General features: G+C 72.7%; 18 protein-coding genes and 1 tRNA gene. 8 read left to right on the top strand and 11 right to left on the bottom strand.

The window, feature by feature from the left end:
* Window positions 1-46 precede the first annotated feature (46 nt).
* Window positions 47-880, bottom strand: a complete 834-nt coding sequence (locus PKE99_RS12975) for a GGDEF domain-containing protein (protein ID WP_081924499.1) — start codon at window positions 878-880, stop codon at window positions 47-49.
* Window positions 881-1,016: 136 nt separating this feature from the next.
* Window positions 1,017-2,177 carry a tRNA dihydrouridine synthase DusB gene (gene dusB, locus PKE99_RS12970; protein WP_051737860.1) on the bottom strand — a complete coding sequence of 387 codons (1,161 nt, stop codon included), beginning with the start codon at window positions 2,175-2,177 and terminating at the stop codon, window positions 1,017-1,019.
* Window positions 2,178-2,239: 62 nt separating this feature from the next.
* Between dusB and PKE99_RS12965 the strand changes: the two genes are divergently transcribed.
* From PKE99_RS12965 to PKE99_RS12955, 3 genes are all read left to right on the top strand, one after another.
* Entirely contained in the window at window positions 2,240-2,644 is a 405-nt protein-coding gene (locus PKE99_RS12965) for a hypothetical protein (RefSeq protein ID WP_156067805.1), read from the top strand.
* 84 nt (window positions 2,645-2,728) lie between these two features.
* Window positions 2,729-2,801, top strand: a tRNA-Lys gene (locus PKE99_RS12960).
* Between the two features lie 172 nt (window positions 2,802-2,973).
* Window positions 2,974-3,336 (top strand): hypothetical protein, encoded by a 363-nt coding sequence (locus tag PKE99_RS12955; RefSeq protein WP_156067807.1) that lies wholly within the window; start codon window positions 2,974-2,976, stop codon window positions 3,334-3,336.
* Between the two features lie 329 nt (window positions 3,337-3,665).
* Here PKE99_RS12955 and PKE99_RS12950 read toward each other — a convergent pair whose 3' ends face one another.
* Together PKE99_RS12950 and PKE99_RS12945 are read right to left on the bottom strand one after the other, a co-directional pair.
* On the bottom strand, window positions 3,666-4,874 hold the full coding sequence (locus PKE99_RS12950) for an FAD-dependent monooxygenase (RefSeq protein WP_231498329.1): 1,209 nt from the start codon (window positions 4,872-4,874) through the stop codon (window positions 3,666-3,668).
* Window positions 4,875-6,320: 1,446 nt separating this feature from the next.
* Entirely contained in the window at window positions 6,321-8,042 is a 1,722-nt protein-coding gene (locus tag PKE99_RS12945; RefSeq protein WP_037049549.1) for a flavin-containing monooxygenase, read from the bottom strand.
* Between the two features lie 757 nt (window positions 8,043-8,799).
* Here PKE99_RS12945 and PKE99_RS12940 point away from each other — a divergent pair.
* From PKE99_RS12940 to PKE99_RS12930, 3 genes are all read left to right on the top strand, one after another.
* Window positions 8,800-13,392, top strand: coding sequence for a cation-translocating P-type ATPase (locus PKE99_RS12940; protein ID WP_081924501.1), 4,593 nt, complete (start codon window positions 8,800-8,802; stop codon window positions 13,390-13,392).
* Window positions 13,361-14,431, top strand: coding sequence for an alpha/beta fold hydrolase (locus PKE99_RS12935; RefSeq protein WP_037049620.1), 1,071 nt, complete (start codon window positions 13,361-13,363; stop codon window positions 14,429-14,431). Before PKE99_RS12940 ends, PKE99_RS12935 begins: the two co-directional genes overlap by 32 nt.
* 219 nt (window positions 14,432-14,650) lie before the next feature.
* Entirely contained in the window at window positions 14,651-14,875 is a 225-nt protein-coding gene (locus PKE99_RS12930; RefSeq protein WP_051737862.1) for a DUF4332 domain-containing protein, read from the top strand.
* Between the two features lie 115 nt (window positions 14,876-14,990).
* On the opposite strand, the gene PKE99_RS12925 is transcribed toward PKE99_RS12930, so the two are convergent.
* A complete protein-coding gene (locus PKE99_RS12925; RefSeq protein WP_231498330.1) occupies window positions 14,991-15,824 on the bottom strand; it encodes an SCO6745 family protein in 834 nt (277 codons plus the stop codon).
* 239 nt (window positions 15,825-16,063) lie between these two features.
* The gene (locus PKE99_RS12920) at window positions 16,064-16,405 is read right to left on the bottom strand and encodes a hypothetical protein (RefSeq protein ID WP_037049553.1); all 342 of its coding nucleotides are present in this window, start codon (window positions 16,403-16,405) and stop codon (window positions 16,064-16,066) included.
* Between the two features lie 259 nt (window positions 16,406-16,664).
* On the opposite strand from PKE99_RS12920, the gene PKE99_RS12915 reads away from it, so the two are divergent.
* Window positions 16,665-17,438 (top strand): TspO-related membrane protein, encoded by a 774-nt coding sequence (locus PKE99_RS12915; protein ID WP_197040751.1) that lies wholly within the window; start codon window positions 16,665-16,667, stop codon window positions 17,436-17,438.
* A gap of 238 nt (window positions 17,439-17,676) precedes the next feature.
* On the opposite strand, the gene PKE99_RS12910 is transcribed toward PKE99_RS12915, so the two are convergent.
* A complete protein-coding gene (locus PKE99_RS12910; RefSeq protein WP_037049556.1) occupies window positions 17,677-19,047 on the bottom strand; it encodes an FAD-dependent oxidoreductase in 1,371 nt (456 codons plus the stop codon).
* A gap of 63 nt (window positions 19,048-19,110) precedes the next feature.
* On the opposite strand from PKE99_RS12910, the gene PKE99_RS12905 reads away from it, so the two are divergent.
* Entirely contained in the window at window positions 19,111-19,779 is a 669-nt protein-coding gene (locus PKE99_RS12905; protein ID WP_051737864.1) for a TetR/AcrR family transcriptional regulator, read from the top strand.
* Window positions 19,780-19,869: 90 nt separating this feature from the next.
* Here the strand turns inward: PKE99_RS12905 and PKE99_RS12900 are convergent, their stop codons facing one another.
* The 4 genes from PKE99_RS12900 to PKE99_RS12885 form a co-directional block, all read right to left on the bottom strand.
* On the bottom strand, window positions 19,870-20,601 hold the full coding sequence (locus tag PKE99_RS12900; RefSeq protein WP_037049558.1) for an anti-sigma factor: 732 nt from the start codon (window positions 20,599-20,601) through the stop codon (window positions 19,870-19,872).
* On the bottom strand, window positions 20,582-21,238 hold the full coding sequence (locus PKE99_RS12895; RefSeq protein WP_081924495.1) for an RNA polymerase sigma factor: 657 nt from the start codon (window positions 21,236-21,238) through the stop codon (window positions 20,582-20,584). The genes PKE99_RS12900 and PKE99_RS12895 overlap by 20 nt, the downstream gene beginning before the upstream one ends.
* A gap of 80 nt (window positions 21,239-21,318) precedes the next feature.
* Window positions 21,319-21,969 (bottom strand): class F sortase, encoded by a 651-nt coding sequence (locus PKE99_RS12890; RefSeq protein ID WP_037049641.1) that lies wholly within the window; start codon window positions 21,967-21,969, stop codon window positions 21,319-21,321.
* Window positions 21,970-22,013: 44 nt separating this feature from the next.
* Entirely contained in the window at window positions 22,014-22,820 is an 807-nt protein-coding gene (locus tag PKE99_RS12885) for a DUF4397 domain-containing protein (RefSeq protein ID WP_037049560.1), read from the bottom strand.
* Window positions 22,821-22,921: the final 101 nt, after the last annotated feature.

The following is a 22,921-nucleotide window of genomic DNA, read 5'->3' as shown; positions in this document are numbered from 1 at the left end:
CCGGCCGTCGAGTTTACGGAGCCGCAATGCTCCGACCGGCGGAGGGTCAGCCGGTCGTGCGAACCGGCTGGGGTATGGACCGGCGCGCCCCGGCCGGCCCGGCGAGCCGCACCCGGCCGCCGCGCGCGGTCCGGTAGGCCACGGCGTTGCGCCCCGCCTCCTTGGCCGTGTAGAGGAGCATGTCGGCCTCGCCGATCAGGCGCTCGACCTCGGCGATCCGCCCCGCGGCGTGCGCGACCCCGATGCTCACGGTGACTCGCAGGTCGGGGTGCAGGTCGGACCAGTCGTGCCGCGCGATCCGGTCCCGTGCCTGCTCGCTGATCTCCACCGCCTGGGCCAGGTCGCGGCCGGGCAGGACCAGCGCGAACTCCTCGCCGCCGTAGCGGGCGCAGAAGCCGCCCTCGGGCAGCGCGGCGTCGAGCTCGGTCACCATGCGTTGCAGGACGCGGTCGCCGAACAGGTGCCCGTGGGTGTCGTTGACGAGCTTGAAGTGGTCGATGTCGACCAGCGCGAGGCACAGCCCGGTGGTCCGGAAGGGCGTGCCGTCGATGTCGGCCAGCAGGGCGGCGAGCCGCTCGTCGAGGTAGCGGCGGTTGTAGCTCGCGGTGAGGCTGTCCCGGCGGCTCTGCTCGCGGGCCTCGGCGTGCTCGCGGCGGAGGCGGTCGAGCTCGTCGTGCGCGTCGGGCAGGGGCTCGTCGCCGTGCAGGAGGCGCAGTGCCGCGTGGAGGTGGCCGTAGGCCTGCTCCCAGGCGCCCTCGGCGGCGAGGCGTTCGGCGGCGGCGGTGTGCAGGGCCGCGCGGTTGCGCGGGGACGCCGGCGGGGTGTCCGTGACCGTCGGCGCGTCGTGCACCAACGTCCGCACCGTCGCCCTGCCGTCCATCCCGATCACCCCCCTGCTGCCCCTATCGTCGTCGTGACTCGTGTGGTTCTTGAGACGGACGGGACGTTCCTACCCGTTCGCGTCCCACTCCACCCGACCGGGCGAAAGATGATCCACGGGGCGTCGGCGCGCGACGTCACCCGCCGGAGTGCTCCAGCTCCGCGCCGAAGGGCACGGAGGGGTCGTCGGCGTCGTCGAGCCAGTGTTCGGGCAGGACGACCTTGCCCGGCGAGCCCTGCCGCCCCCGCGGGCCCTCGGCGTCGGCGGGGAACTCCTGGTCGAGGTCGAGCTGCGCGAGGAGCTCGTCGAGCTGGTCGATGCTCTCGACCATGCCGAGGCTGCGCCGGAGGTCGCCGCCGACCGCGAAGCCCTTGAGGTACCAGGCGATGTGCTTGCGGACGTCCCGGATGCCCTTGTGGTCCCCCATGTGCTCGCACAGCAGCACGGCGTGCCGACGCAGCGTGGCCGCGACCTGTCGCAGGTTCGGCGGGGTGGGCAGCGGGCGCCCGGCGAAGGCGGCCTCGAGGTCGCCGAACAGCCATGGCCGGCCGAGGCACCCCCGCCCGACGACGACGCCGTCGCACCCGGTTTCGCGGACCATGGCGAGCGCGTCGTCGGCGCTGAAGATGTCGCCGTTGCCCAGCACGGGGAGCCCGGCGGGCAGGTGGTCGCGCAGGCGCGAGATCGCGGACCAGTCGGCGTGCCCCGAGTAGCGCTGCGCCGCGGTCCGGGCGTGCAGCGCGACGGCCGCGACCCCGGCCTCGGCCGCGATCCGGCCGGCCTCGAGGTAGGTGTGGTGCCCGTCGTCGATGCCGATCCGCATCTTGACGGTCACGGGCAGGTCGCCGGCGTTGTCGACGGCCGCCTTCACGATCCGCTCGAACAGCCGCCGCTTGAACGGCAGCGCCGCCCCGCCGCCCCGCCGCGTGACCTTCGGCACCGGGCAGCCGAAGTTCATGTCGATGTGGTCGGCGAGGTCGCGCTCGACGATCATCCGCACGGCCTGCCCCATCGCCGCCGGGTCCACGCCGTAGAGCTGCATGGAGCGCGGCCGCTCGTCCGGGTCGAACGCGATCATGCGGAAGGTCAGCGGGTTCTTCTCGACCAACCCGCGCGAGGTGATCATCTCGCAGACGTAGAAGCCTGCCCCCTGCTCGCGGCACAGCCGCCGGAACCCCGGGTTCGTGATGCCCGCCATGGGCGCCAGCACGACCGGCGTCGCCACCTCGTGGCGGCCGATGCGCAGCGGCGGCAGCACCGGGCGGGCGGTGCTCGCGGGGGTGTCCAGCAGTGTCACGGGATCCCATTGTCCACGTGCGTGTCGCGACGGTGTGGGATGAGGGGGTGAGGGTGATCCGGATGACGGTCGTGGGGCTCGGTCTGGCGCTGTCGGCCGCCTGTTCGGCCTCGCCTGCGCCGGCCGAACCCGCCGCACCCAGCCCGGCTCCCTCGCGCACGGTGGTTCCGGTGCCCTCGCAGGTGTTCGAGCAGCCCGGCCACAGGACCGTCCTGCCCGGCCGCGTCGACGAGGCCGAGCTCGGCGTGTCCTACGAGTTCAGCGTGTACGCACACTGCGGTGGCCGGTACACGAGCTTCGACTCGCGCTCCTGGGACGCCGGACGTGATCCGTTCGACGCCGGCGGCGCGCTCGGCTACGTGGCAGGCGTGATGACCCTGGTGTCCGACGACCTCGCCCGCTTCGAGACCGGCGGCGCGGTCATCGATTACCGCCCCACCGTCGGCGCGACCCCGCTCTGCGCATGAGCCGCCCTTCGCACCCCAGCCGGCGTCCACGCGTCGAGTAGGCTCGACCGCGGTCGACCTGGGCAGCTCCCCGGGGTCCGGCCAGGGCCTCTAGCTCAATCGGCAGAGCAGCGGACTTTTAATCCGCGGGTTCAGGGTTCGATCCCCTGGGGGCCCACCCTGCCTGAGCTGCAGATATTGGATCAGAGGCGTAGCGCAAGCTTGTAGTGACTGCGAGTTCGAGCGACCGCTTCAGCTCTTCGTGGCTCGTTCGATGTTGTGTGTTGGCTGCTTGGGCGGGCCGGAACTGCATATCGATGCCTTGATCCGTCCTGCGCGAGCTGAGCTCAGTGAGCACGAGCTCGCGGAAGAGGCCGGTCGAGGGCGAGCCCTTGGCGAACTCGGTGTCCGGACGGGAGTACGTCGAGTTCGGGGCGAGCCTTGGCGTAGAGCAAGAACAGAATTCGGTAGAGGTAGCGCCGGCTCTGCCGGGTGAGGTCAGCGGCGAGTCTGTCGACGTCGGGCTGGCCCTCGTCACGGCGGCGGCGCAGGACCTCGGAGGTGAGGAGCTCGATCGACTCGCACGCCGTCGCGCAGATCCTTCGGAACGCCGACGGCGTGTTGACCGACTCCTTGCTCAGACCCAGCGGCCGGGCGTTGTCCTCACCCGTGTCCGGGACGAGGCTCTCGGCTTCGACGAGGATCGGCGATGATCTCGATGTCGCCGCTCGCCTTAGGGCCGCGGCGTTCGAGGGCGGTGGCGAGGTCGATTCGCGGTAGCGTCGCCGGGCCTGCTGCCCGCTCGGCGAGCTGCCCGGACATGGCCGCAGCCCAGCGATGGGCTCGGCCAGCGCGTCGCCCGGCGGCAAGCGTGACGACCTGTTTCACCTGTACTGCACGCCGATCGACCGGGCGCCGGGCTACTGCTGCACCCCGACCGACGGGGACGACGCGAAGTCCAGCCGCTGGTGGGGCGGCACCGGCGGCCGAGGCGGCTCCGGGCCGGGACGGCCGACCTCGAATCCGATGCCGGCGTGCAGGATCAGGAACGCCGCTGGTAGTCGCGCACGGCTATCGAGTCGTGCAGCCGCAGGCCGCGGCGGTTGAGCCGGCCGAGGGCGCGGGCCAGCGCCGGCGGGGTGTGCGAGGCCAGCCGTGCGCCGTTCGCGATCGCCCACAGGACCAGCCGGTTGACCGGGACGATGCTCTTGGCCGTGGCGCGGGCGAATGCCCGGCTGCCCCGCACGTAGTCGCCGATCGCGGCCTCGTAGGCGGGGAACGCCCGCGCTGGGTCGCCTCCGGCCTCGGCCAGTTCTCCGGCCAGCACGTAGGCCCCGACGACGGCCAGGCTCGTGCTGCCGCCGACGGCCGGTCCGGGGCAGTACCCGGCGTCCCCGACCAGGCTCACCCGCCCGCGCGACCAGGTGTCCAGGTGCAGCTGGGTGATCGAGTCGAAGTAGAACGCGGGGGTCGTGTTCAGCTCGGCGAGCAGCGCCTCCACCCGCGCACCCGCGCCCGCGAAAGCCGCCCGCAGCAGCTGCTTCTGCCGGGGCACGTCGCGATGGTGGTAGGCCAGCGGCGCCTCGGTGCGGAACAGGAACACCGCCCGGCCGTCGCCGGTGCGCCGCGCGCCGTAGAGCCCGGCCATCCGGCCGACCCCGGCGTCGACGATCATCTCGCCGCGCAGCCCGAGATCGTTGGGCACTGACGCGACCGCCACGTACGCGCCGAGGTGCGTGGCGAACCGCGTCTCCGGTCCGAACACCAGCCGCCGCACGTTCGAGTGCAGCCCGTCGGCGCCGATCACCACATCGAACACCCGCGGCCGGGCGCGCGCGAAGCTCACCTCCCCGCCCTGCCCGATCGCGGTGATCGAATCACCGAACAGATACTCCACGGTGGCGGCCGTCGAGGAGTGCAGGATCGTGCTCAGGTCGTCGCGCATGATCTCGACGTGCCGGTCGGACACGGCGGCCAGCAGCCGGGTGAGATCGATGTGCACCGGCGTCGCGACGCCCTCACGGTAGAGCGTGATGCGGTCGGTGCCGGTGGCTGCCGCGGCGACCTGCTCGGCCAGCCCCATCCGATCGATGATCTCCAGGGCCGGCCGGAACAGGTCCACGGCGTGCCCGCCGGCGTGGCGCAGCGCAGGGGCCTGCTCGACCACCGTCACCTCGAAGCCGTAGCGATGCAGCCAGTAGGCCAGCACCGGTCCCGCGACGCTCGCGCCGGACACGAGTACCCGCACCACCCACACACCCAAGCAGACCCGCGACCAGTCAGGGTAGGGAGCAAGCACGGCGGCTGCACTCGTCCAGGACCCCGTCGCCGGCTGGCCGCCCGCGAGGACGGTCGGTGCGACGGTGTCCCGCCCGTACTCGGGCGGGATACCGGCCAAGATGTTCGTCGCGCCGATCGATCAGGATGTTCTTTCCCGTTCGCGAATGTGAATCGGAGCGAGCCTTGGCCCGAACAGCGAGCTCCGGATACGGCACCGATCGCCAGCCGCGTCGGCCTCTTCGGATTCGAGCAGCCTACGTGCAGGAGGTCGACGACATCCTCACCGAGGTGCTGTGCGTCAAGGCTGAATCGGCATTTATCGTAGACCCTCTGCCCTGTCGTCCATGTCGACGCGAATCGATTTGCAGCGCACGGGCCGAAGGGCAAGAACAGCTCTGCATAGCGGGTCGGAGAACAAGGCTTCCGGCCGTAGGGCAGACCGGGTAGAGGTGATGGTTGCCACGGTCACGTGACTGTCCAGTCTGGGGGCGCACGGCTGAGGCGAAGACGGCCGGCTGGCTGCTGGCGTCGGACGCACGGTAGGAGGACGAGTGGAAGGCGGTCGCGAAGTCGGCGCGGGTCAAGGTAGGCCGTCGACCCGCGGTCGCGGGGGTGCTAGCAGCGCCAACGTTCACCGGCCGCTACCGGGCGCAACGCCGAAGGCTCCGCCGCGACCTATGCCTGCTTCTTCGTCGCCCGCGCGAACAGGACCTGACAACCACGGCGACACGCGAGGGTCCGCTCTTCTAGGCCTGACCGACCGGTAGTGGCGGACCTGAAAGGCTGATGCGGCCGATGCTGATCGTGGAGCCGACCGAGACGTGCCAGCGGATCATGTCGCCGGTGTCGGCCCGGTCAGCAGAGTGACCACACCAGCGCCCAGACCCCTTTCGACCTGCGACGGCGGTACAACCCGTTGATCGACTGCCGGTGACCGTAGCGTTCGGGCACGTCCGCCACGGCGCGCCGACCCGGGTGCGCCGGGATCCCGTCGACCGCGGGCGCCCGCCGCCACCACGGCAGCGCTACGGGCACCGACGCCATCAGTCGCACGGGCGAGCCGCACGGGCGCGGGCTCATTGACGAACGCGGTCGGGCCGGAACCCGTTCGCCCACCAGGCCAGCGTTCGGCGGCGTCGACCTCGTAGAACCGGCGCGGTGCCGAGCGGCACTGCGGTGGCGACCGCGGCGCCGTCGACCAGGTCAGCTCGGCTGATCGCCGCGCCGGACGGGCCGCGCAACCGCCCGACCGGCCGGAAGGCGTCGACCTGGTCGACCAGCGCGGGCGGAACCACAGCGGATTACCGGCCAGGGCGCCAGCGACCACGGTTGTCAGCCGGTCGGCGTGCTGGCCACGTCGAGCGCTGCGAGCAGTTGCTGGGCCACCGGGTGAAGTCGGTCGGCGTCGCCGATCTCCTCAGCCGATCACTGCGCGTGCGGTCTTGACCGGGAAGCGGCTGGCCGGGCGCGTGCCGGTCACCGAGGTCTTCCCGTACTTGGCCATCCCGAACCCGTCGTAGCCGTGTGCTGCGACCTCCGCGCAGATCTTCCGGTAGTTCCCGACGCCGCCGACGTACGGGTAGAGGTTGCGCGGCTTGCCCGGAATGTTCGCACCGACCCACCAGGAGTTCGCCATCGGCAGCAGCGTCGCCTGGGTCACCGCGTTGTGGTGGTCGACCCAGTCGTCCTCGGCCTCGGGCAGCGGCTCGATCTTGTCGAGCTTGTGCTCGCGCATGTACTTGATGCAGTCGGCGATCCAGTCGACGTGCTGCTCGATGGAGACCGGCATGTTGCTCAGCACCGACGGGCTCTGCGGTCCGGTGATCATGAACAGGTTCGGGAAGCCGTGGGTCGCGACGCCGAGGTAGGTCCGCGGCCCTTCGGCCCACTTCTCCCGCAGGGCGACGCCGCCCCGTCCGGCGATGCCCATGTTGAAGAGCATGCCGGTCATGGCGTCGAACCCGGTCGCGAACACGATGGCGTCGACCTCGTACTCCGCGTCCCGCGTCCGCACACCTGTGGGGGTGATCTCCTCGATCGGTGAGCGCCGCACGTCGACGAGCGTCACGTTGTCCCGGTTGAAGGTCTCGTAGTAGCCGTTCTCGAGGGGCGGCCGCTTGGTGAAGAACGGGTGGTCCTTGGGAGCGAGGAGTTCGGCGACCTCCGTGTCACGCACCCGTGCGCGGATCTGGTCACGGACGAACTCCGAGGCCGTCTCGTTGGCCGCCGGGTCGGTCAGGAGGTCGTTGAACGTGAGGCCGATGCGGAAGCCGCCCTGCGCCCACGCCGTCTCGTAGATGCGCTGCCGCTCCTCCTCCGGCACCGAGAGGGCGGGCCGCTCCGGGGCGTCGTAGGGGAAGCCGAAGCTCGTCTCCCGGGTCCGCTGCCAGATTTCGTTGTAGGTGGCCTTGGTCTCGCGCACGTACTCCTCGCTCAGCGGCCCGTTGCGCCCCGCGATGTCGTAGTTCGGGGTGCGCTGCAGCACGTACACGTGGGCCGCCTGCTCGGCGATCTCCGGGATGGCTTGGACCGCGGTCGCCCCGGTGCCGATCACTGCGACGCGCTTGCCGGTGAAGTCGACTCCTTCGTGGGGCCAGCGCGCGGTGTGGTACTGCTCGCCCCGGAAGCTGTCACGTCCCTCGAAGTTGGGCAGGTTGACCGCGGACAGGCAGCCGACGGCCGTGATGAGGAACGTCGCGGTGACCCATCCGCCGTCGTCGGTGCTGATCCCCCAGCGGTTGGTCGCCTCGTCGTAGTCGGCGCTGGTGACCCGGGTGTCGAACTGGATGTCGCGCCGGAGGTCGAAACGGTCGGCGACGTGCTGCAGGTACCGCAGGATCTCCGGCTGGGCGGCGAAGCGCTCGCTCCAGGTCCACTCCTGGAGCAGGTCCTCGGACAAGCGGTCGGAGAAGCTGTAGAAGTAGCTCTCCGAGTCACACCGGGCGCCGGGGTAGCGGTTCCAGTACCAGGTGCCGCCGACGTCGTCCGCCGCCTCGAACACACGCACCGACAGTCCGAGCGTGTTGCGCAGGCGGTGGAGCATGTATAAGCCCGAGAACCCCGCCCCGACAACGATCGCATCGAAATCTGTTCCCGGTCCGACACCGTTTCCCGGAGTGGTGTGCTGCTCGCTGGACATGCCTTACTCCCCGGTTGATCTTCCTAGGTCGGTACTACCTCCGGCAGGACCTGCCGGCAGCGAAGGACGTAGCCCGAGTGGGCCGAGCGTGCGGTTCCAGGAAGCTCTCACCGGCACTCCACGGATCGTCGAGGCCCAGCTCTGTGGCCGTTCGCGCTCCGCCGTCCCGTCCCGGCGCGGCACGAGGGGCGCCAGACGGTGGTGTGGCGGAGTGTGAGCTGGGGCACGGCGAGTGTCAAGGCTCGGCCGCCCACTGGTCCGGCCTGCGGCTGACCGGTGTGGAGGGCGCCGATGACCCCGAGCGGCGCTCGTCGCGACTCTTGGATTCGCGATGATCGAACGCATGCAGATGCTGCGCGGGAGCACGGCCTATACGAGTGGGTTTTGACCGTCTACTCCCCAACCGCTCAGAAGCCGGGGTTATTCGGTTCCCGCTGTTCGCCGAGAGGCGCGTGGTCCGACGATTGCCGTATATGTGACTCGTCGAACCTCGGTGAGGCCGACCTGCTCCCGTCGAGCAGCGGACCGACGGCATGGTGCGGCCGCGCGGGCTTGGCGTCGAGTTCGGTGTCGGGCAGGTCTCCGAGCAGCAGCCGTGGGCCGCGTCGCGCGGCGGGGCGGGAGTCGCGGATCGATCGTCGACGATCGGGGCAAGTCATGCGGGTGCCGGGGGACTCTGTCGGGTCGGAACCAGAATGTCCGCCGCGCAGACGGGTAGACGGCCTGTGTGCATCGTCGCACGTGAGGAGCGCCGGTGATGGTTCTGTCCCGCCTCACTGCTGCCGCCCGCCTGATGGCGGGAGCGGCCCTGAGCGCCTCCGCGACCGGGGTCGGGTTGACCGCGGGCCTGGTCGCGGGGTCCGCCGTGGTCGGCGCCAGGGCCACCCGCGCGGTCGCCGGGGCCACCGTCACGGTCGCCGGCAGCTCGCTGGCGCTCGCGCGGAGCGGCGCAGAGGCCGGCGTCAGGCGGGTCGCCACGGAGGTGACAGGGTCTGATCCGTTCACCGACGGACGGTTGGCGCGGGTCGCGGACGTAGCCCGGAGCATGTTCGAGCCGGCGGACGAGCGGCACCACCGCCGCGTCTGGGTCTCCGGGGGTCACGCGCACGTCGAGCTCGCCGAGCCGGCCGTCGAGGGCAGTGCGGAGATCCGGCGCGCCCTGCGCCGGCAGCTCGAGCGCCTGGAGGGCGTGGAGTGGGCGACGGTGAACGACGTCGCCGGCCGGGTCCTCGTCGCGTTCGACCAGCGGCGCGTCGGGGTCGAGGACGTCGTCGAGACGGTGACCGCGATCGAGCGGGCCCGCGGCGGGCGGCAGGTCTTCCCCCGTCACGACGAGCACCCGGCCGACCTCGAACCCCTGCTGGCCGCGCTCGCCATGGCGGCCGTCGACACGGCGGGGATCGGGGTGGCCGTCGCGGGGAAGCTGCTCCCGATTCCCGCGCTGCCCCGGCACGCGACGCTCGCGCTCGCCTTGCTCGACTCGCAGGGCTGGATCACCGAACGCCTGTCCCGGCACATCGGTCGGATCGGTACCGACCTGGTGTTCAGCGGCACGAGCGCGCTGCTGCACGCCCTGACCCAGAGCCCCGCCATCCCCGCGTTGAATGCGGTTGCCGCCGTCGAGCGCGCGCTGGAGGTCTACACGCGCCGGCAGGTCTGGCGCCGGCGGGAGCCGGAGTTGTGCCGCCCCGAGCAGGCGGAGGGGCCGGGCGCGCCGCTCGCGCCACCGGGGGAGCGGCCCGTTCCGCTGCCGCCGGGGCCGATCGAGTCCTACGTGTCCCGACTGAACCCCGCCTCGCTGCCGGCCGCCCTGGGCCTGCTCGCGCTGACCCGCGCACCCGGACGCTCGGCGGACCTGCTGAAGGCCCTGTCGCCCCGGACGGCGACCATGGGCCGGGAGTCGTTCGCCACCGTGCTCGACCTGCTGATGTGCCGGCGCGGGGTGCTGCCCATGGACGGTTCCGCGTATCGGAGGCTGGACCGCGTGGACACCGTCGTCCTGGACTCGGACGCGTTGTGCACCGGTCCGCCGGTCGTGCTCCAGGCCACCGCCGGAGCAGACGACTGGGACGAGCGGGCGATCTGGGGGACGGCGGCGCGCCTGCTCGCCGACCCCGACCGGAAGGCCGGCGCCCGGCTGGGCCCGCCCGAGGGGTCACCGGACGGGCCCGGTGGCGTGGTCCGGGCGGTGCTCGACGGCGACCGGCAGGTCGGGACGGTGACGGTCGCGGCGGAGCTCGACCTCCACGCCGAGGCGCTGCTCAAGGCAGTGGCCGCGGCCGGTCACCGGCTGGTGCTCACCGAGCACGACGGGACGCGCGAGCTCGCCGGCCTCGCCGACGAGATCGCGCCCTCGGGCGAACTGCTGGCGCAGACCGTGCGACGGCTCCAGGCGCAGGGCCGCGGCGTGCTCGTCGTGTCCGTGGTGGACGGTGCGGCGCTGCAGGCGGCGGATGTCGCCGTCGCCCCCGTCCGCCGCGGGTGCGCTCCCGCGTGGGGCGCGGACCTGGTGACCGGGCCCGGGCTGGCCGACGCCTGCCGTGTCGTCGCCGCGACCCGCCGGGCCCGGGAGGTGAGCGCGGAGGCCGCCCGCGGCGCCGTCGTCGGCAACGTCCTCGGAGCCCTGCTCGCCGCCGTCGGCGACCCGCGGCGTGGGCAGCGGAAGGCGACGGCGCCGGGCAAGACGGCGACCGGGGTGATGATGGCGCGGGGGGCGTGGGCCGCGCTGCGGCTCGACGCCGAGCCGGCGCCCCCGCCGACCGTGCAGACACCCTGGCACGCCCTCGAACCCGAGCAGGTCCTGCGCCGGCTGGCCGATCGGGCCGCGCAGGACGGCGAGGAGCATCCGCGACGGCCTCGTGCCGAACGGCCCAGGACCAGCCGGCCCGCGCGCTTCGCCCGCACGGTCATGGCCGAGCTGTCGGACCCGCTCACGCCCGTCCTGAGCACCGGGGCGGTGGCCACCGCGATCCTCGGCGAGGTGACCGACGCCGTGCTCGTCGGCGCAGTCACCGTGGTCAACGCGGTGATCAGCGGCTTCCAGCGGATGCGCGCGGAGACGGCCCTCGAGTCATTGCTGCTGCAGCAGGAGGTGGTCGCGCATCGCGAGGTCGACGGCGGCCGCGAAGACGTGCCGGCCGACGCCCTGCGTCTCGGGGACGTCCTGCTCGTCGAGGCCGGGGACGTGGTGCCGGCGGACCTCCGCCTGCTCGAGGCCTGCGATCTGGAGGCCGACGAGTCCAGCCTCACCGGCGAGTCGCTCGCGGTCGCCAAGTCGCCCACGGCGACGCCCGGGGCGGCGGTCGCCGACCGGACCTGCATGCTCTTCGACGGCACGACCGTGGTCGCCGGCCGCGGACGGGCCGTGGTCGTGGCGACCGGCGACGCGACCCAGGCGGGACGGGCCGCCGCAGCGGCCGGAACGGTGCCACCCCCGGTCGGGGTGCAGGCCCGGCTCGGCGAGCTCACCCGCGCGGTCCTGCCGGTGACCCTCGCCGGTGGCGCCGTGGTCGCCGGGCTCGGGGTGCTCTGGCGGCGCCCGCTGCGGGAGGCCGTTCGGGCGGGCGTCGCGGTGGCGGTCGCGGCGGTCCCCGAGGGGTTGCCCCTGGTCGCGACCGTGGCACAGCTGGCCGCGGCGCGCCGGCTCTCCCGGCGGGGGACGGTCGTGCGCAGCGCCCGCGTGCTGGAGGCGCTCGGCCGGGTCGACACGGTCTGCTTCGACAAGACCGGCACCCTGACCGAGAACACGTTGCGGGTGGTGCGGCTCGTGCCGGTCGACGGTGCCGGCGGGATCGGCGAGGGCGGGCTGCTGCAGCTCGCCGCGTCTGCCGTCGGCAACGGTGACGGTCAGGCACACGAGACGGACCGTGCGGTCCTGGACGCCGCCACCGAGCGGGGCGTGGCCGTCGCGCAGGAGCCGGAGACGAGCCTGCCGTTCGCCACCGGGCGCGCGTTCTCCGCCGCGGTGCGCGACGGGCGGCTCGTCGTGAAGGGCGCCCCCGAGGTCGTGCTGGGGCGTTGCACCGGCGCGGAGGCCGTGCGGGAGCGCGCGCACGCACTCGCGGCCGAGGGGCTGCGCGTGTTGGCGGTGGCCGATCGGCCGGTCGACGGCAGCCCGGACGACCTCGACGAGGCGGCGCGGGAGCTGACGCTGCGCGGGTTCGTCGCCCTCGCCGACACCGTCCGGAAGTCGACGGCCACGGTGGTGGAGCAGCTGCGTGCCGCCGGGGTCCGGGTCGTCGTCGCGACCGGTGACCACCCGGAGACGGCGAGCGCGATCGCGGCACAAGCCGGTGTCCCGAACGCCGACCGCGTGGTGACCGGCGCGCAGCTCGCCCGGGCGTCCGACGCCGAACGGGCCGCGCTCGTGCGCGAGGCGGCCGTCTTCGCCCGGCTGTCCCCGGAACAGAAGGTGACGTTGGTGGCGGCGCTGCGACGGGCCGGCGCCACGCTCGCGATGACCGGTGACGGGATCAACGACGCCGCCGCGATCCGCCTGGCGGACGTGGGGATCGCGGTGACGGGCACCGAGTCACCGGCCGCGCGCAGGTCCGCGGACGTGGTGCTCACCGACGCCGACCTGACCCCGTTGGTCGATGCGGTCGCCGAGGGCCGGGCCATGTGGTCCAGGGTGCGCGACGCGGTGTCCGTCCTCGTGGGCGGCAACGCCGGGGAGGTCGCCTTCACCGTCCTCGGCACCGCGTTCGGCGGCCGGTCCCCCCTGGGGACCCGGCAGCTGCTGCTGGTCAACATGCTCACCGACATGTTCCCGGCGCTGGCGATCGCGGTGGCGTCACCGCGCCGCAGCGGCGGCGACGGTGACGGCGACGGCGGTCCGCTGGCCGCGCACCCGCTCCGGGACGTGCTGCTGGCCGGCCCGCACCGCGGCTTCACGCGATCGGTGCGCCAGATGGTGCTGGTGCGCGGCGTCGCGACCGCGGCCGGGGCCGGGGGCGCGTGGGCGGTGGGCTCGCTCACCGGGTTCCGGGGCAGGGCGAGCACGATGGGGCTTGCCGCGCTGATCGCCAGCCAGCTCGGCCAGACGGCCTGGGCCGGGCGACGGAGCCCGCTGGTGCTGGCGACCGCCGCCGGTTCCCTGCTCGTGCTCGCGGCGGTCGTGCAGACGCCGGGAGTGAGCCGGTTCTTCGGCTGCACGCCGCTGGACCCCCTGGCCTGGCTGGTCGTCCTGGGCTGGGCCGGGGTCGCCACCCTCGGTGCCGAGGTCGTGCCCCGCCTGGTGCGGCAGTGGCGGGAGCGGGGCACGCCGTCGGTCGGCGCACCGCTGACGAATTCGGACAGCACGAACAGGGAGGTCGACGATGGCACTGACGAACCCCTTCTACACCCCTGAGATGCAGGGACCGTACGAGCTGTACGGCCTGGGGGAGTTCGAACTCGAGGAAGGCGGGGTCATTCCCGACCTGCAGTTGGCCGTCGCGACGTTCGGGACCCTCGACGAGGACAAAGGCAATTCAATTCTCCTGCCGACGTGGTTCTCCGGGACGCACCTGACCTGGGAACAGGCCTACATCGGGCCGGGACGAGCGCTGGATCCCGACAAGTACTTCATCGTCGTCGTCAACCAGATCGGCAACGGGCTCTCGACATCGCCGCACAACACCGACGGTGATATCGCGATGTCGACGTTTCCGAAGGTGCGCATAGGTGACGACGTCCGGGCTCAGCAGCAGTTGCTCCGACAGCAGTTCGGGATCGAGCGGCTGCACGCCGTGGTCGGCGGCTCGATGGGCGCCCAGCAGACCTGGGAATGGGCCGTCCGCTTCCCGGAAGAAGTGCTGCGGGCGGCTGCGATCGCCGGCACCGCGAAGAACACCCCGCACGACTTCCTGTTCACGCAGACCCTCCTCGACGCGATCACCGACGACCCGGGCTGGAACGGTGGCGAATACACGTCGAACACCGACGTCGGCCGTGGCCTGGCTCGGCACGCCGACATCTGGGCGGTCATGGGCCTGTCCACCGAGTTCTGGCGGACCGAGTTCTGGCGCAACATCGAGCTCCCCGACGTCACCTGGAACAGTGCCATCGAGTTCAAGGACCGGTTCATCCGCGCCGTCTTCGCCGCCATGGACCCCAATTCGCTACTCGTGCAGGGCTGGAAATGGCAGCGCGGCGATGTCTCCCGCAACACCGATGGGGATCTCGCGGCCGCGCTCGGCCGGATAACGGCCAAGATGTTCGTCATGCCGATCGACGAGGACATGTTCTTCCCGGTTCGGGACTGCAAGGCGGAGCAGGCCTTGGTGCCGAACAGCGAACTCCGGGTAGTGCACTCGATCGCGGGCCACTTCGGCCTCTTCGGGTTCGAGCAGTCCTACCTGCAGGAGGTCGACGACAACCTCACCGAACTGCTGAGCTCCGAGGTCTGAACCTGCATACCCTTGAGCGTCGGCTCATATTCATGTCGGCGTGAGTCGACCCCCCGGTGTATGGGTCGAAGATCGAGAACCGCCCTGGCCATTTCCCGCATGGGGACCGTGTCGCTGGGTAGCTCCGTGCCATGGCGGCTGACGAAGTCGTTGCCCTTACCGGGCATCGAGCTCGATCGGGACGCTGGGCAGAGATCTCGACGGAAGTGGAGTATCGCGGTGGCTGATCGGCACGTGCGCAATGACCTGGCAGAACTCAAGGGGATCGGCCCCAAGTACGCCCAGATGCTCAAGGACATCGGCGTGGACTCGATCAAAGAGCTCAGCCACCGCAACCCGTCGCATCTGAAGCAGATGATCGAGGAACGGCACGGGCCCGTCGTCGCCATGTCGGAGGATGAGTGCCGCGACTGGATCGAGCAGGCCAAGGCGCACCAGGCCTGACGGCACCGTGGACCGAGGCGCCGACGGCCGGGCGTGCTGGTGGGGCCGATGGCGGTTGACCGCGCCGGAACGCGTCCTGAAACAGGCGAGCCGGCTCGACCGTCGTCACGGTTCGTTACTGCGACCCTGCGGCCACCAGTGTCGCGGTGAGGGGTTCGAGCTCGGTGATCAGCTCGTCGAGCTCGGCGGGGGAAAGGGCGTCGTAGGGCGGGGCGGCGAGCTCGTCGGTGAGGTCTTCGATGCGTTGCTTGGTCTCGCGGCCGGCGTCGGTGAACCGGCTCTCGGCGTCGACGAGCCCGCGCTCGCGCAGCCCGGCCATGACCGCGGCCAGCCGCTTCTTCGGCAGGTGATGGATGCGCCCGAACGACTCCGGCGGGTGGATGCCCATCTCCAGCGCGGACAGCACGTGGGCCTCCGTGCCGCCGATGCGCGCGCCGACGAGAGCGGCGACGTGCCCGTCACCACGGTGCTCGCGCAGCATGGTTGCGGAATGCCACAGGCGGGCGACCGGGTCGCTCGGCACCGGCAGGGTGCGCATCCCGGCGTAGTTCACCCGACCTTCCGTGGGCGCGCTCGTCGCGGCTCTGGTGGTCAGGTCGGCGGCGCGCACCAGGCCCGGGGAGTCGGCCAGCTCGTCGCCGAGGATCCGCCGCACGGAGGCCGCGCTGCCCCGCTCCCGCGCGGCGAGGGACGCCTCGGGCGGGATCGTCTCCCACGCGCTCGGGATGTGCCGCGCGGCCTCCCCCTCGGCGAAGCTGTAGAAGGCCGCGTGCACGACCTGCGCCGGCACCCGCCCCAGGGGCGCAGCGCGGCTGGCGAAATAGCCGTCCCAGTAGGTGCGGTGGCCGAGCGCGGCCAGCTCCTCGTTGCACTCGTCGGCGAAGTAGGTGACCAGGCAGATCGGCTCCAGGAGCTCGAACATCCGGCGGGCGGTGCTCGCAGTGGGCATGCCTGATCTGACTCGGAGAGCCCCCCGAACTCATCGGCTTGTGGAGTAGAACGTCGGCTACTTCCGTCGCTCGACCAGGGTCCGCTCGGTGTGATGGGGCGAAGCCGACCGAGGCCCCGACCATCGGGTGGAGCGTGCCGACCCCCTCGGTCCGGCATCCGGACACCGGAGCTTCTCGCATCACAGCCCGGGCGCTGGAACCCGTACGTCGACCACTCGACGTCGTGCAGACGTGCTGTTCAGTAACGCCGCCGAGCGGTCGGCAAAGGTCGGGTCGGCTGCTCTGCATCGGCCCAGACGCCAGCTTCGTCCTTGCCGGGCGGTGTCCCGTTGCTCCATTCATCGCCCGACCACCGCCACAGGGCGATGATGCCCGCAACCACAAGGTGCACCAGGACCACGACAGCAAAGACGAGGACGCGCAGGGCGAGGAAGACGCCGGCAGCGACGGGCGTGAGAAGGCACAGCAGCGGCGTGCATCCGACGAGGATGAGAAACAGCAGTAGAGAGATCATGCCGCCTCCTGGCTGCTGGGCAGCGGCGAGCCGGAAATTCTGCCAGCCCTCGTCGAACCCCGCCATCGCCTCGGCCGGGACGATCTCCTCGGGTCGGCGGCGTCGTCGTACAGGTACCCGGCTACTCGGCGCCGGGCCCGAAGTCCGTCCAGCGCGGTCTTGGCGCCGTGATCGAGTTGCAGCTCCCCGGCGCATCCCCGAGTCTCTTCATAATCGAGATTTTGTCGGAAGGGTGATCGTTGTGGCTCGTCTTCTCGGGGATGTGCGCGGAGCGGTCGCGCGGCGCGCACGCTCCGGTCGGTGGAGCGGCTGGACGGTGGGACTGGTGGTGCTCGCTCTGGTGCAGCTCGCGGCGCCCCCGGTGATCTCGGCGCTGGGTGGGGGAGCGTTCACGACGGCGGACCGGGCCGGTGAGCCGGCGATCGTGCCGGCCGGATACGCGTTCTCGATCTGGCTGGTGATCGAGCTCCTGTCGCTGCTCTGGGCGCTGTGGGCGGCGGTGCCGTCCGGGCCGGACCCGGACCTTCGGGAGCGGATCGCGCGGCCGCTGACCGTGGTGTTCGCGGGGTTCACCGCATGGTTGGTCGCCGCCGAGCTCGAGCCGCGCTGGGCGACCTTCGCGGTGTTCCTGGTCATGCTGGCCGGGCTGCTCGCCGCGACCCGGATCGCGCTGCGGGAGGCGGCCCGCATCAGGGCGTGGAGCGGCTACGGACAGGCCTTGCTGTGGGGCACGTTGGGGCTCTATCTGGGATGGAGCAGCGTGGCGATCTGGCTGAACCTCACCACGGCTCTCGTGGCATCCGGGGCGCCGCTCGACGGGTCGGCCGGGCTCCTCGGGCAGCTGGCGGTGCTGGCCGGGGCGACCGCGACCGCGGTGGCGCTGCTGCGCTGGACCGGTGTGCTGCTGCCCTACCTCGGCGCGGTCGTGTGGGCGCTGGCCGGGGCGATGCTCGGTGCGCGCGGAGCGGGGGAACCGGTGCTCGCGTTCGGTGCCGCGGTCGGGCTGGTTGTCGTGATCGTCGCCGCCCTCGGGATGCGACGACGCGGCTCGCATCTGCGGTGGGCCGGTCCTGGTCGGCGTCGGCTGGCGGAGGGCTGAGCGGTGGCCGGGACTCCGGGGGGTGACGCGGCTCTGTTCGCCTATCTGAGCTACCGGGATGCGCCCGCCGCGCTCGAGTGGCTCACCACGGTCGGGTTCGAGGTCGTCACGCTGCAGGACGGTCCGGACGGGCCGACCCGACCGACTGAGGCTCGACCCGACCCCAGACGGCGAGAGCATGCGGGCCTGGTCAGCAGCTGAGCTCCACAGGTCGCGTGGCCGATCTGATTCTCCGTGGTCACGTCGGGCACGAGCGAGCGAGGAACTCCTCCCTGCCCGGCAGGTCAGCACTGTCGCTCGGGACGCCGGCGCTCGCGTCCACGCTGTCGATGATCTCCGTTCTGTGCCAGAACGCTGCCGGAGAGTCCAGCAGGTTCCGATAGCGCAGGTAGGCCACGTGCACGGTGGGGTCGGTTCGAGCGGTCCTGACCACGTCCATGTGATCGAACGGGCGCTCCGGCGACCGCACAGGCTGGGCGCCGACCCATCGGGCGTTCGTCTCGGCATCCAGCAGGACGGTGTCGTGGAACCACGGCTCGAGGTTCTCCGTGGTCCAGGCGGTCGAGGCCACAGCCAGCATCGCGGGCTCCTCGCAGGTGTCGAGGAGGTCGACGAGAGCAGCGGCATGGGCCAGGGCCAGGGCGGCGCCCCGTCCCCAGGTCGGGTTCGTACAGACCGCGGCGTCGGCGACCGAGAGCAACCCGGCCGGTGACCGCGAGGACAGCCGACGCAGCTGGTTGGCCAACTTGCCCATGATCTGGACGGTGCCGACCGGTCGGGCGTCCGCGATCCACGTCGAGGCGGGGGGCACCGATCGAAGGGCGTGCAGGAACCCGTCCGTGTTCCGCAGCAGGGCCCGCAGTTCTCGGTCGTGGGCGGGTGCGAAGAAGGTGGCCGACAGCCAGCCCGCATCCACGGGAAGGACGAGCAGGGTCGCGAACGGCAGCTCGACCCGCAGCATCGGGTCGCTGCCCGTGAACCCGGTGTCGCGCCGGAACCACTGTGTGAAGTAGACCTGCCGGGTGTCGACCGTGCAGGTCGTCGGCGGGGCGGTGCCGGAGCGGACACACCACTCGGCCACCCGGGATCGTCGGCCGGTCGCGTCGACCACCACATCCGCCGGCAGCTCCCCGAGGGTCGTCGTCACCCCGGTCACCCGCGGCCTGCCCCGCGCGGTGACCAAGAGGCCGGTGACCTCGACGCTCGGCCGGAGAACAACATTGGGTTCGGCATCGACGGCCGCCCGCAGCACCCATTCGAGGACCGGTCGCCGGCACCGGAACTGCACGAGCTCGTCGGCGCCCGGGCGGAGACGGGCATGCGGCCGGGACGCGAGTAGGTCGACGTCGTGGGCACCAGCGGCGCGCAGCCGATCCAGGATTTCGGGTGCCCTTTCCGCCAGGATCGCCCGACCGAGCGCCTGCGTCCCGTGCAACTGGCGGAACTGGGGGACACCGCGCCGCTTCCAGCCGTGCCACACCTCCTCGACGCCGGCGGGCACCGCCTGCCCGTCGGCCTCGACGAGCACGACGTCGTGCCCGGCCCGGGCCGCGAACAAGGCGACCGCCAGGCCCCCGAGGCTGCCGCCCGCCACCATGATCGAGCTCATCGGCCACCCCCGAACCACGTCGGTATAGTAAGACTCTACTGAGTAGAGCGGTACTGTACGCAGATGGTGAAAGCTGTCAACCGCCCGTCGGGCCTGCGTGCCGAACAGGCCGCGCAGACGAAGGTCCGGATCCTCGAGGCGGCGCGCGAGGTCTTCGAGCGGCGGGGTTACGGGGGTGCCCGCATCGAGGACATCGCCGCCGGCGCCGGGGTGGCCGTGCCGACCGTCTACAAGACCTTCACCAACAAGAAGACCCTGCTGGCGGGCGTGGTCGCGCGGGCGATGACCGGAGCCGACTACGCGGGCGACGTCGACGAGCAGGACTGGTGGAAAGAACAGCTTCGCGAACCCGATCCCGCTCGCCAACTGCGACTGATCGCCCGCAATGCCCGCACGATCTACGGCCGCGCCGCGTCCGTGCTGGAGATCCTGCGGGCGTCGGCCCCGCTCGACCCTGACATCGCGGCCACCTGGGCCGACGTCTTCGCCCAGCGCCTCCAGCGAAGCCACCGGACGGCCCACAACCTGCTGGCGAAGGCCGGCAGGCGGGCCCGCTTCGACGAGCAGGAGACCGCGGTGACCCTGCTGGCGCTCACCCGACCCGAGCTCTACAGCGAGCAGATCGGCCTGGGCCGAGATCCCGACCAGTACGAGCGCTGGCTCGGCGACGTGCTCGTCACAAGCCTGCTGACAAGCGGAAGCGATCCCCAACCACTAACCGGTTCGGCGTGAGCATCCGGGGAGAAGCCGCGGTTCTCCCGAGTCGGCTCGGTGCGAGCGGAGCGTGTGTCCGGGAGCTCGCGCTGTGCCGTGATTCGTTCGTCAGGTGGCGCGGCCGCGGGCCAGGCTTTCGCCGGAGTGGCCGGGGTTGCCGTCGAAGTGCTCGACCGACACGTCGACGGTGTCCAGCACGTCGAGTGGGAGGTCTGCGGGCAGTACGAACCGGCCTGTCCAGCGGTCCGGGCCGCCGGCGGTGAGCCCGCCCAGTGCGTAGAGCCGGGTGGCGCCCTCGTCCATCAGCCAGGCCTCCAGGTAGCCGCCGGCCGGGACCGCGCTGTGTTCCAGCGCCACCGTCAGGATCCGGCGACCGCCGATCTCGGCGAGGCCGGTGCTGCCGGTTGCCCCCGAGCCGGGGTCCAGCGCGACCAGCGGCACGGCGCCGGGCGCGTCGGGGACCTCCGGGTCGCCGGGGCCCAGCGTCAGCCCGATGCCCACCCCGCCCGCGAGCCCCACGACCAGGGCGGCCGCGGCGAGGAGCAGGGGGCCGCGGCGCCGGGAGGGCAGTGTGGTGACGGTGCCGGGCCCGGCCGGGGCCGCCGCGGGGCCGGTGTCCAGGTCGGGGCCGAGCTCGTCGACGACGCGTTCCCACACGGTGGGCGGCGGGTCCTGCAGCGGCCGGTCGGCACCTTCGCGGGCCAGCTGCGCCGTGCCCCGCAGCGCCTCGACCTCGGCACGGCAGGTGGGACACCCGCGCAGGTGCGCCTCGGTCCCCGGATCCGGGTCCCGGGTCGACAGGGCGGCGTCGACGAGCTCGTCAGGCCCCGGGTGCCGCACCGCCCGCCTCCCATCGTCGTCGCATCCGGTCCACCCCGCGTCGGAGGTGGCTCTTCACCGTGCCCAGCGGGAGCCCGGTCACCGAGGAGATCTGCTGCTGCGTGAGGTCGTCGTAGAAGGCCAGCCGGACCACCCTACGTTGCGTCTCGGGCAGCCGGTCCAGTTCGTCGGCCACGACGACGACGTCGAGGACCTGCTCGGGCCGCGGTCCCACCGGGGGTGGCGGGCCGGCCCGTGCCGCGCCCTCGGCGGCCGCCCGCTCCCGCTCGCGCAGGGCCAGGCGGTCGGCGATCTGCCGTCGGGTGATGCCGAGCAGCCAGGGGGCGAGCCCACCGCGCTCCGGGTCGAAGCTGCCGCGGCCGCGCCAGGCGCGCACGAAGACCTGCTGGGTGACGTCCTCGGCGTCGTGGTGGCTCTGCAGCACCCGCAGCGCGACCGTGTGGACCACCCGCGCGTGCCGGTCGTAGGCCAGGCGGAGCGCCTCCGGGTCGCCGGCGCGCAGGCGGAGGGCGATCTCCCCGTCCGGGCCCTCCGCCGCTGCCGATCCGGTCGACCCGGTCACCGGCGACGGGAGCCGTCCGGGGTCCGCGGCGCTGCCCGGCTCCCGCGGGGGCCCCGGCGGCAGGATCTCCGTCATCCCGGTGTCCGGCGGCGTGTCACCGGACGAGCATCGCAGGGCCGGACGAACCGGGCATCCCGACGACGTGGCCGGGGTGTTCACGACGTACCCGCCGGCGGCACCAGCGGTACGGCCGTGACCACGACGTTGTCCCGGTACGACCGGCTCCCCCGGTCGAACGGCCCGCCGCACGTCACCAGGGTCAGCCGGGGCGGGCCGTCGCGGGCGAACAGCTCGCCCGCCGGGAGCGCCTGCTTGTCCACCACGCGCACCGCGCGCACCTCGTACCGCACCGGCGGGGCGGCGGAGCGGCGGATGGTGACCACGTCGCCCGGCGCGAGCCCGGCGAGATCGTGGAACGCGCCGGGCCCCTGCTCCCGGTCGTCGACGTGCCCGGCCAGCACCGCCGAGCCGGCACCGGCGCCCGGGGCCGGGCCGAAGCGGTACCAGCCGACCGTCGCGACCTCCGCCGGCACGCCCATCGCCCCGGAGGCGTCCACCCCCACCGGCAGCACCGGCGCGGTCAGCAGCGTCCGCCCGGCCCGATCGACCGTGAGCCCCACCGGTTCGGCGGTGACGGGTCCGGCTGCTCCAGGGTCCCACGCCGGGGCCGCGACCGAACCCGGGACGACCGGGCCCGCCGGCGGGGGCACCGGAGCGGGAGTGGCCCGGAGCGCCCAGGCCACCCCCGTCCCGGCGAGCAGCGCGAGCCCCGCGACCAGCGCGAACAGGGCCGCGACCCCTCTCACGACCCGACTCTCGACCGGACCCGGGGCTCGCGTGCGCGCCACGGTCAGGAGCGCGCGGCGCGCGTGCGGCGCAGGCCGACCGCGCCGGCCGCGACCAGCGCCAGGCCGGCCGCCGGCCATGCGCCGTCGCTCGCCGGGGCGCCCGACGGGGCCCCGGCCGGGACGCCGGCCGGGGCGCTGTGCAGGCCGTCGACGGTGAAGGTCACCAGCCGGAGGTTGTCCGCCTGCAGCGAGCCGATCGCGTGCACGAAGGTCGCCGTGCCCTCGGCCAGGGTCAGGTCGGCCGGGCCGAGCACGGGCTCGGTCGTGCCCGCGGCGGCGACCGCGGCGGACAGGGTGCCCGCCGGGACCTCGGCCGTGGCCTGGTTCGGGTTCGTCAGCCCGGTGAGCGCCGGGCTGCCGTTCGCCAGCACGTCGACGGCCGGCGCGGCGGCCGTGTGCCGGACGACCAGTCGGGCCTGCCCGGCCGGCACGGCCGAGACGTCGTCGACGAACGGGGTGACCGTCGGGGCGCCGTTCGCGTCGAGGTGGGCCGCGAGGGTGACGTCGCCGCCGGCCGGGACCTCCGCCTGCGCGGACAGCAGCGGCGCACCGGAGCCGTCGGCCGCGTCGGCCGGGAAGAGGGCCACGGTCCTGGTCCCGGCCGGCAGGTCGACCGGGCCCGCGGCGGTGCCCGGGGCGAAGTCGTCGAGCGCGCGCTGCCCGTCGACATAGACGTCGACCGGGGTGTCCGGGATGCCGTGCACGACGTGCACGGTGCCGGTCTCCTGGGCGGTTGCGGCCGGGGCGGTCGCAAGGACGGCGGCGCACGCCGTGAGCAGTCCGCCGAGGGTGAGGGTGAGGCGTCGCATCGGATCTCCGTAAGGTTGTTGATGTTCGGGACGAGGTGTTCCGGACGCCCGCGACGGCAGGGTGTGGCTGATCGGTTCTTGTCGTTGGTGGCTTCTGAGGA

It is taken from the genome of Pseudonocardia halophobica (genome assembly GCF_027922425.1).
In the GTDB taxonomy this organism is placed as follows: domain Bacteria; phylum Actinomycetota; class Actinomycetes; order Mycobacteriales; family Pseudonocardiaceae; genus Pseudonocardia; species Pseudonocardia halophobica.
The sequence above is the reverse complement of the archived record's forward strand: the minus strand, read 5'-3'. Positions and strand labels throughout refer to the sequence as shown.